At 48.1% G+C, this 9291-nt stretch carries 9 protein-coding genes; 6 read left to right on the top strand and 3 right to left on the bottom strand.

Annotated features, from left to right (window positions below; translation table 11 throughout):
- Window positions 1-152: 152 nt before the first annotated feature.
- On the bottom strand, window positions 153-1085 hold the full coding sequence (locus NG833_RS11775; protein ID WP_254565479.1) for an alpha/beta fold hydrolase: 933 nt from the start codon (window positions 1083-1085) through the stop codon (window positions 153-155).
- A gap of 407 nt (window positions 1086-1492) precedes the next feature.
- On the opposite strand from NG833_RS11775, the gene NG833_RS11770 reads away from it, so the two are divergent.
- From NG833_RS11770 to NG833_RS11750, 5 genes are all read left to right on the top strand, one after another.
- Window positions 1493-1789 carry a hypothetical protein gene (locus NG833_RS11770; protein ID WP_254565478.1) on the top strand — a complete coding sequence of 99 codons (297 nt, stop codon included), beginning with the start codon at window positions 1493-1495 and terminating at the stop codon, window positions 1787-1789.
- Window positions 1790-1793: 4 nt separating this feature from the next.
- The gene (locus NG833_RS11765) at window positions 1794-2396 is read left to right on the top strand and encodes a hypothetical protein (protein ID WP_254565477.1); all 603 of its coding nucleotides are present in this window, start codon (window positions 1794-1796) and stop codon (window positions 2394-2396) included.
- A gap of 488 nt (window positions 2397-2884) precedes the next feature.
- Window positions 2885-4294 (top strand): AAA family ATPase, encoded by a 1410-nt coding sequence (locus tag NG833_RS11760; protein WP_309143848.1) that lies wholly within the window; start codon window positions 2885-2887, stop codon window positions 4292-4294.
- Window positions 4288-5124 carry a DUF4276 family protein gene (locus tag NG833_RS11755; protein ID WP_254565476.1) on the top strand — a complete coding sequence of 279 codons (837 nt, stop codon included), beginning with the start codon at window positions 4288-4290 and terminating at the stop codon, window positions 5122-5124. The genes NG833_RS11760 and NG833_RS11755 overlap by 7 nt, the downstream gene beginning before the upstream one ends.
- A gap of 356 nt (window positions 5125-5480) precedes the next feature.
- Window positions 5481-6167 (top strand): hypothetical protein, encoded by a 687-nt coding sequence (locus tag NG833_RS11750; protein ID WP_254565475.1) that lies wholly within the window; start codon window positions 5481-5483, stop codon window positions 6165-6167.
- A 210-nt stretch (window positions 6168-6377) separates the two neighbouring features.
- Here NG833_RS11750 and glp read toward each other — a convergent pair whose 3' ends face one another.
- Together glp and NG833_RS11740 are read right to left on the bottom strand one after the other, a co-directional pair.
- Entirely contained in the window at window positions 6378-7628 is a 1251-nt protein-coding gene (glp, locus tag NG833_RS11745; RefSeq protein ID WP_254565474.1) for a gephyrin-like molybdotransferase Glp, read from the bottom strand.
- A 172-nt stretch (window positions 7629-7800) separates the two neighbouring features.
- Window positions 7801-8046, bottom strand: a complete 246-nt coding sequence (locus NG833_RS11740) for a hypothetical protein (protein WP_015150787.1) — start codon at window positions 8044-8046, stop codon at window positions 7801-7803.
- A gap of 408 nt (window positions 8047-8454) precedes the next feature.
- Between NG833_RS11740 and cobO the strand changes: the two genes are divergently transcribed.
- The gene (gene cobO, locus NG833_RS11735; protein ID WP_254565473.1) at window positions 8455-9132 is read left to right on the top strand and encodes a cob(I)yrinic acid a,c-diamide adenosyltransferase; all 678 of its coding nucleotides are present in this window, start codon (window positions 8455-8457) and stop codon (window positions 9130-9132) included.
- Window positions 9133-9291: the final 159 nt, after the last annotated feature.

Genomic DNA, 9291 nt, shown 5'->3' with positions numbered 1-9291 from the left:
TGCATTGAATTTGTGACAATTGGCAAAAACTTGAGCAAGAAACCCGGTTTCTGGTCCCCTACCCAGTTAAGAAACCGGGTTTCTGCATTGAATTTGTGACAATTGGCAAAAACTTGAGCAAGAAACCCGGTTTCTGGTCCTTTACAGTTGTCCTAAGTCCGGGCAAATTCTGACGATCGCTCAGTGAGTTCCAGCAGCAATCTGCGGATTAGACCAATGGTGACTGCCGGAACTTCCAACTGGGGCGTTAATCCCACCGTTTCAAGCTGGATGAACTCCCGAATTGCCGAGGGGTTAAGACTCGCAAGACGCTTGCCGACTTCGGGTCCGGTAAATTGGGACTGGCGTCCCCAAATAAAGGCGGTGGGAGTGGACAGTTGGGGGATATCCCGGGCTAAATCAAAGCAGAGGTCCCCGCGCACGAAGGAGAGGGCCGCATATTCCCCATTGGGTTCTAGGGCCGACTGGAGGTACGCTTGGACGATTTCTGGATAAATTAAGTCCGGATTGGCAAATTGTCGGTTTTCGAGGAAACCGCGAATTCCTAGTTCCGTGGCGATTCCCGTCCGATATAAGAGTTGGTCTAGGATGGGGGTTTTCACCAGTTGGGCGAAAAAGCTGTTGGTGTAATTTTCCCCAAAGTCGGAGAGTCCCGAGGGGGTGGTTAAAATGAGGCTTTTGAAGAACTCGGGATGGGCGATCGCCACTCGAATGGTGAAGGCAGCAGTTAGGGAAGAGGCGATCGCCACCACAGGTTCGGGACAAGTCTGTTGGATAAATTCGGTGAGGGTATTCAGATAGTCTTCTATTTGATAATTGCGTTCCGGATGTTCTGAACGTCCCCATCCGATTAAGTCGGGGGCGAGGATCCGGTAGTCTGAGGCAAAGGCGGGATAGACTTTCGACCACTCATAAGCGGAGGACCCCCCACCAAATCCGTGCAGGAAGAGTAATGTCGGTTGGGTCGGGCGATCGCCACTTTCAGAGGGTCCACCCTGCCAAAATTCCGGGCGGTTGGTATAGTAAACCATGCGACCCAGGGAGGTCACGATTGAACCCTGGTCAAAACCGGGGGGTATAAACATCAATTTACCTCCTCATATCAAGATAATAATTCTTCCATTGGGACTGTACAATTTCCTCGGTACCCAGGCGATCGAGCCTGACTCAGTTAGGCCCTCTCTCCTGGGTTCTGTTGCTGAAAACGGGTTTCAAATGCAAAGGATTTATCAAGCCTAATCTAATTTTATAAAGTTTCCGTAAAGCTCCGGATCCGCTCAAGTCCGGCTATATCGGGTTAAAACCCCTCTGCTGTAAGGATTTGGGGGGAGTTTTAGTTCTGGATATAATTTTGTAGGGCGCTGTTAAAATTGCCGCAATCCGACATAATTTACAGTGTGGGGTGTCACCCCTCATGCTTGTTCGGGACTGTGGGTAACCCAATCTGATGACCGATGGCTGGATCGGGGGATGAAGTTAAGCCAGATATAGGGTGTGGTTTTGGCTCATGCGATCGGTTTGGGAAATTAGGGTTAATTTTTTCCCGAAAGAATATTTCTGGGGTGAACATCTTTACCAACCGGGCAAATTCCCAAAAGGGAAAATCGCCGGTGGCAACCCAACGGGTGATGGTGTCCCTTGTGGCGTGATCCAAGGGTGTCATTACCCGGATATGTCCGAATGGGGTTTGACGATCGCACTGGAAACGATGGCGATCGCCCGATTGGGGTTCAAACACTCAAGGGTGGGTTCATCTGAATTAGCCAGAAGTAACTTTAACAGGGAATGATAAGATGATGCGTCAACGTGCAGTAATGGTAGAGCAATTTAATTCCTATAGCCGTGATTTCCCCAAAAAGCGGAATCATGACTCGGCGATCGAGTTCAATCAAGTTCCGTCCGTAGCCTCTTTTCCCGATAATTTAGAGCCAGGAACTGTCGAGTTGAGTCTAGTTGAACCGCAAATCGGGCGCATCATTTTAGATTTAGAAGCCTTAAACTGTTTTGAAGTCGTAGAACGGCAATTTGAGAACCAAGGCGTCATTTTCAGCAATGCGATCGCCCTGGCCCCTTCTAATCCGGCTTTTCCCAGCAAATCAGGCCGGATTGTCATCATGGGTGCACCCAAAAGCGGGGCGATCGAAGTCACCTTTCTCCAACCCGTTCATCTGGTAAATAGCCTCGTAACCAGTTCCCGGCGCACTGTTCTTTCCGCTTACAACGAACAAGATGAACAAATTGCCGAAGTCGAAACCCTCGGACCCAATTTAGCCGGTTCCCCCTCTTTAATTCCCCCGAATGCAGAACTAATCGTCAATGTTCCAAACATTCATCGGGTCACCTTTTATGCCTTCGATGGTCACATCACCTTAGCGGGATTTTCCTTTGCTATATAGTCGGGAGACCCCCTCTCAATTGGCATCGGTTAGCGCCTTTTATTCTGAGTTTGACCCCGGTTTTTAACTCTAAGTATCAGGCGCTAACATAACGAACTCATTGGCATCATCTCGCCACGGCACTATCTATTCGGGAGAAATGGTTAACCTTCCCTGAATAGAAGTTAGCTCTTTAAATTTTAACCAATTCCTCCCCTACTCAACGCCCTAAATCGGTGTATTTTGTAGCGACGGATCATCGACAACCCCTCTGGACCTCTGGGACTGACGCGAGCCTCATCCTTTCCGAAACCAGGGAGATGATCAGCGACTCAGGGAAACCCAGACAGCCGGTTTGTGTCGCGTCCCGAGGACAGGCTATGGGAACCTCATCACAATCTTAGCCAGCGTTTCGCAAAAATTCCCCAGGACAGATCAATCTGGTAACTTGTCGGGTTTTACTGTACTCTGGGAAAAATCGAAAATTATATCCTTTTTAAGGATATAATATGTCTGCTTTCATCTGGCAATTACTCTATATCAGCGTTTTCCAGGCAATCCGACTTGGATATTCCGGTTCTCCCTCGAATCGCAAAATGCGATGCTGCCAGACTTTTCTAAAAGGATGGAATAATGTTATGTCTCTTCTCTCGATTTGCGCCACAGACTATAAAAACTTAAACTTTTACTCCACCCCCTTAGAACTCAAGTCTCTCAACATTTTGGTGGGTCCAAACGGCTCAGGAAAGAGTAATTTAATGGGTCTATTAAATTTCCTCTACCTTTCGGTTTCTCAAAATTCCGAGGCAACCAGTGGTTTTGCTTACGCTTGTGACTATTTGGGGGGAACGCATCTTCTTTCTTTCAATACAAAGCGACCGGGAAAAGTTAGTTTGAAATACGAGTTTGGTGGAATTGAAGAGACAAGAAATAAACCCATATATCTGGGTTTTAAATTATTAGTAAGCCAATCAAGTAATCGGATAGAACTTTGTGAAGACTATCTTTATTCACCTATAATAGGTGATGTGGATGAGCCTTTTTATTACTATAAATTTCACGATCAGTCCGTCGGCTCTGGAGTCTTTTCTATTTCAAAACCCCATCAGGGCAGTAAGTTTGAACGAATTTCCGATCTTCCTGTTGATTCCCTCGGTCTCTTGAGTATCGATGAGCGCATTCAAGAAGACGAAGAAGTGCGGGAGCTTCTCCTAAAATCAAGTATTTATGCAGTTCGTAAACACTTGTTGCAAGAAATTAAAGGGTGGCGCTTTTATAATGCCAACAATATGAATTCCCAGAAAATTCGTAACGCTGAACCCAAGATTAGCTCAACCTCTTTGAATACTTACTTATCAGAAACAGGCGAAAATCTAGCAGCCGTGTTAGAGCAACTTTCGGCTGAAAGTCTTGATTTTGAGGAGCGGTTTAACGAGGCATTCAAGCAATTATTTCCCATGACCCGACGCATTCGGGCCACCCGAGCAGGGCTTTTGAATCTCACCCTTGAGTGGTCAATCAAGGGGATAGACGAGGTGTTTTATCTCCGAGATATGTCCGATGGTTCCGTGAGAATGTTATGCTGGGCTGTCATTTTATTGTCACCGAAACTTCCCTCCCTACTGGTCATTGATGAACCTGAATTGGGGATTCATGTAGCTTGGATGAAAATCTTGGCGGGATGGATTCACTATGCTGCTCAACGAACTAAAGTGATTATTTCAACTCATAGTCCAGATTTATTAGACTGTTTTACAGACCGTTCAGACTCTGTGATATCTCTTAACTTAAGGGCGGATGGATGGGTCTCCCTCGATCGCATTCAAGAAGAGCAATTTAAAGCCCGTTTGCAAGAAGGATGGGAGTTAGGTGATTTGTATCGAGTAGGGGACCCCAGCATTGGAGGCTGGCCGTGGTAATTTGGTTGTTTGCCGGAGGCGGACCACCGGAGTATAGCGGCTTAGTCAAACTTTTGCAAAAGGAATTTCCTGAATATCATTTTGAGCGACAACTCCCTCAACTCGCTCACAAACCCATTGGAAAACCTAATCGTGCTGTTCCTATAGTCCGGTCAACCACAGGAAGTGATTTGCTCAGAGCTATCTCGGAACGCCTATCGTTTCTCTTCACTCGTAAATCTCTGGAAGAGCGATTGCTCAAGGATAGCTTATGTGATGCCATTCTCGTCATTGATGACTTAGATTGCCGCCGATGGCAGGGGTTAGTCTGTAATGATATAGAATCCCCAGGATTTCATCAGATCCAAAATAATTATATTCAACAAGTCACCCGGAGTCTGATTCAGGCTAAAGAACCGTTGGACGAGCGGATGAAAAATCGATTAGATGAAGTGCAATTTAACCCCAAAATTATTGTAGGATTTGCATCTCCAGAAATAGAGTCTTGGATTATTGCCGACTGGGGAAACTGTCAGCACCGCGATTTTCCTCAACACCAATGGATTCGGATGAAGCAATGGTTGCGAGACGTGGCTCAGTTAGATTTTGACAATCCGGAACTGTATGGCGGATTTAATCCTGAAACTGGAGTCTGTCAAGTGAAGCTTTCGGAACAAATTGTCGAAGCCTCAACTCAAGCCCAAATTTCTCAAGAAGCTCAACAACCCTCTCGATATAATAAAGCGCGACATTCATCAGAACTACTAGAAAATATATCCGGTCAAAAAGTGCAAAGAATCTGCCCAATTTTCAGAGCCATGTACCAGTCTCTGCAAAGTTTAGGCAAGTGAAGAGATTAGGGGGCGGGTTGCTCCTCAAACTGGTAACTCACGGGTTCTGTGAACCTCGCTACAATCTAAGAATCGATCGCCTCTTGCAGCATTGGGTCAGACGAAAACTCGTCCTGCTTCTTTTCCTCTGTCCGATTAAATTCCCCCAATTTCCCCAATTTCCCCAATCTCTACCCAAAGATCTTCCCAGAAATGCCATCTGATCGTACACTATATCCATCTTGTTTCTGTGACTCAGACGAAATAGGTAAAATAACGTGGCAAAGGGGTTATCGCAGTGGCAACAATTGGTTAACGGGTTATGGAGGGTACCCCCTCTTCTCAAGCAGGGCTTTGTTGACAAAACTGGCTCACCGATGCGAATCCGCTTAAACGGCACTTGGCTGTTGGGGGGGACGGTGACGATCGCCTTGCTGATTTGGAATTGGAAACTCTTAGTCGCTACAGGTGCCGGGGTCCTGGTGATGTTGGCGACTTACATGATCCAAGGATGGAATTGGCATCAGGTGCGATGTCGCTTGAATCAGTCTCTTGGCGGTGCGAATCGTCAGGTGGCAGTCGCTGTGGGGACGGGAGGACTTGCCACCCTCGGAAGTTACATGGCAGTCTCTATCTGGTTGGAATCCCCCAGTCCCTGGTTCGCAACCGCAGCGATCGCCCAGGGAATCATGACTTTGGCAACTTTAATCTTACTGGTCTGGCAAGCACTCAATCATCAAGTGAGTTCTGAGACAACTCACCGCAATGCCAGGGTGATGAATTTGACCGATTCAGACCCCCTCAAGCGTCTGATTGCGGTTCGACAAATTACTAAATCCCTACCCATGACCCCCCTTGCTGAACGACGGGCGATCGCTGACTATTTTCGCCTGATGTTGTCTCGGGAAACTGAACCCCTGGTTCGCGATGCGGTTCTGGATGGACTGCAAGCGATCGAACCGGGTAAACAGCTAGGCGTGGGAATGGAACCTCTAGCGGTTCCTCCCTTGAAAAAGCGCACTCCGGTGAAAGTCCGCCCTCGGGTTTATGAATATGAGGAATAGGGCGATCGGGTTTTTTTATGGCGGTGGGAACGACTGAAGTCGTTACTACGAACTCAGAAAAGAACGACTGAAGTGGTTACTACGAACTGAAGAGGGAACGACTGAAGTCGTTACTACGAACAACAGAGGGAACAAATAAAGGTTGTTGCTGTAGTCGGTTTTAACCGACTTTAGCTATTAGGCGGGGGTTTGAACCCCTGCCGGTTGTCGCTACCTGTCGATCGCCAGCACTTGAATCGCGTCCCCGGGTGCAATGGTGGAAACTCCTACCGGAATCACTGCTAGGGCGGTGGTTTGGGCGAGATTAATCAAATTTCCTGAACTGTGACTGCCGCCTGCTAGTTCAAATTGGTAAATGCCATCGATGCAGTGGATTTTCCCCCAGAGATAGATTTCTCGGGGTCCTCCTCCGCGTAATTCTTGCTGCGATCGCGCCGTTAAAAACTGAGGTTCCCATCCCTGCTTCCACCCCGCGAATTTCCGCATCGCCGGTTGTACGAAGCGCCAAAAGGTGACTAAGGCGGAAACCGGATTTCCCGGCAACCCAAAATAGAGGACTGAGGAGGTGGACGCTTCCCGAGGAAAACTCGCAACGGTTAAGGGTTTCCCCGGTCTAATCCCCACCTTTTTGATGTGGACTGTTCCCTTTAATTGGGTCAGAATTTGTTCAACGTAGTCATAGTCGCCCACGGAGACACCGCCTGTAGAGAGGACGATATCGGCAGTTGTTAGCGCTTTGGCGATCGCCTTTTGCAGTGCCTCGGGTTGATCCCCAACAATTCCCATCAGCAAGGGTTCCCCCCCTGCGGCAGTGATGGCAGCGGCTAAAGCATATTGATTTGAGTCTACCAGTTGTCCCGGTTTTAAGGGTTGCCCGGGAGCAACTAACTCATCCCCAGTGGATAAGATGGCAATTTTACAACGGCGATACACCGGCACTTGGGTAATCTGTGCCGTAGCGAGAACGGCAATATCTGGCGCACTCAGGACGATTCCTGGGGATAACAGGGGAGTTCCCGATTGGTAAAAGGAACCCTGATAACGCACCCATTCTCCCCGTTGGGAGGGGGCGGATAAGATTTCCACGCGATCGCCTTGGCGTTGGGTGTCTTCCTGAATCGTCACCGTATCCGCACCGGGTGGCATCATGGAACCCGTGAAAATTCGGGCCGCTTGTCCCTTGTCAAGGGTTTTTTGGGGGGGTTTCCCGGCAGGAATTTCTTCGATGATTTCCAATTGGATAGGGCGATCGCCACGAACCTCCGCGACATCTTCATAGCGCACTGCATATCCATCCATTGCGGAGTTATCCCAATGGGGAAAATCTAAGCTTCCCACCACGGATTCTGCCAACACTCGCCCCCGGGCGGATAACAACTCAACCTGTTCCCGATCCTGAACCGGATCCATCGGTTGCACTAACCCTAAGATGATTTCTTCTGCTTGTTTAACCGGCAACATGGACAATCAATCACCCCTTCAAACGGATGAAGTCAGTTTATCGGGTTTGGGGACTCAATGCCTGCCCAAATCAGGGTCAGGGAAACTTGAATTAAGAATTAACTGTTAATCATTAATACTTTTTAACTCTTTAACGTTTAATTCTCAATTCCTATGTTTCACTCAGGCAGTCTTACTCCGGTTGGATTGGGGGGTCCCCGATTCCCAGCTCTTTTTTAGACTTTTTAAGCTGTTTCCAGAGTCCCTTAATGTCTTCGTAGGCTTGATCCGGGGAGATTTTGCCGCCGGTTTCCAAACCACAGATGTAGTTCACTTTTTGAGCAAATTCTTGTAAATTTGCATCAAAGGCCAAGTTTTCGGGCGAAAACTTGCCATAGTATCGACTGCGCGGATAGAGAAAATCCGATTTATCTGTCATAGCTTCCTCCGGAATCAACAATTAGCAGCTTTGACCCAAGCGGATCCAGGTGGGTGTTCTTCTGGGCCCTTGGTGATGGGTTATCCTGGGATGGAGGTGTAAGCCTCTTAACCCACTTTTAACCTGTTTATCTTTTAACCTACATCCTTTAACCTATTCTTAATCTTAGAAAAACTCAACGTCATTTCTCCACCCTTCGACCTCAGAAATCAGAGAAGGGGACAGTAGAACCCTCTGATGGGACGCTTGAGCTAGAAATTTTCCGGTGAAATCCGCCAATGGCGATTTACCCTAGAGATTAAACTTCTTGCATCATTTTAATGAATGAGGAGCGGTTGTCCGGGTGAGTGACCCGGTGAGGGGGGTTCCTAAATTCTGCAAGAGGGGTAGTCAAGGGAGTAAGGAGTTATGGAAACCAACGCTGATTTAGTGCCAGGGGAAAATTTATCTGGGGGAGAGACTCGGGGCGATCGCCTCTCCTCTTCTGGGAGTGACAGTCAGTATCAAAAAAAGATGCAGCGGCGCAAGGAGGTCCAAGAACAACGGGTGGCCCTTGCTTCGGCTGAGAAGGGCTTAATTATTGTGAATACCGGGAATGGCAAGGGAAAAACCACTGCGGCGTTAGGGATGGTGTTGAGATCGCTGGGACATGGATTCCGGGTGGCGATCGTCCAGTTTATCAAGGGCGCTTGGGAACCGGCGGAAAAGGAAATTTTCAGCCGCTTCAGCGATCGCCTAGAATTCCACGCAATGGGGGAAGGATTCACCTGGGAAACCCAGGACCGCGATCGGGATATTCAAAAAGCCCGTCAAGCTTGGGAAAAAGCCTTAAGTTTTATCACCAACCCGGACTATAAACTGGTGCTGCTTGATGAAATTAATGTCGCGCTCAAACTGGGTTATTTGCCTGTGGAGGAGGTCCTAGCTGGTTTAGAGCAAAAGCCCGAGGAGTCTCATGTTATCCTCACCGGCAGAGGCGCACCGGCACCCCTGATTGAACGCGCTGACTTAGTAACGGAAATGACTCTCATCAAGCATCCGTTTCGGGAACAAGGGGTTAAAGCTCAACCCGGGATTGAATATTAATCCCACGATGACATGAGACCCTTCTGGCTTTAAAACAGCGATTTCAATGTTAGGGGATTGCAAAATATAAATCCTCCACAGGTTGAACGAACTGAAACGAACTGAAAGGAAGGTATGTGTAGGGGCGCAATGCTTGCGCCCCAGGGGCGCAAGCATTGC

It is taken from the genome of Oscillatoria sp. HE19RPO (genome assembly GCF_024220515.1).
In the GTDB taxonomy this organism is placed as follows: Bacteria; Cyanobacteriota; Cyanobacteriia; order Cyanobacteriales; family Laspinemataceae; genus Laspinema.
This window is presented reverse-complemented; position numbering and strand designations above follow the sequence as displayed.

Bases quoted from the DNA above. Each gene is read 5' to 3' on its own strand.
- NG833_RS11775 (WP_254565479.1), bottom strand. From the start codon at position 1,085: ATGTTTATACCCCCCGGTTTTGACCAGGGTTCAATCGTGACCTCCCTG.
- NG833_RS11765 (WP_254565477.1), top strand. From the start codon at position 1,794: ATGATGCGTCAACGTGCAGTAATGGTAGAGCAATTTAATTCCTATAGC.
- NG833_RS11750 (WP_254565475.1), top strand. From the start codon at position 5,481: ATGCGAATCCGCTTAAACGGCACTTGGCTGTTGGGGGGGACGGTGACG.
- NG833_RS11740 (WP_015150787.1), bottom strand. From the start codon at position 8,046: ATGACAGATAAATCGGATTTTCTCTATCCGCGCAGTCGATACTATGGC.
- cobO (WP_254565473.1), top strand. From the start codon at position 8,455: ATGGAAACCAACGCTGATTTAGTGCCAGGGGAAAATTTATCTGGGGGA.
- NG833_RS11760 (WP_309143848.1), top strand. From the start codon at position 2,885: ATGTCTGCTTTCATCTGGCAATTACTCTATATCAGCGTTTTCCAGGCA.
- glp (WP_254565474.1), bottom strand. From the start codon at position 7,628: ATGTTGCCGGTTAAACAAGCAGAAGAAATCATCTTAGGGTTAGTGCAA.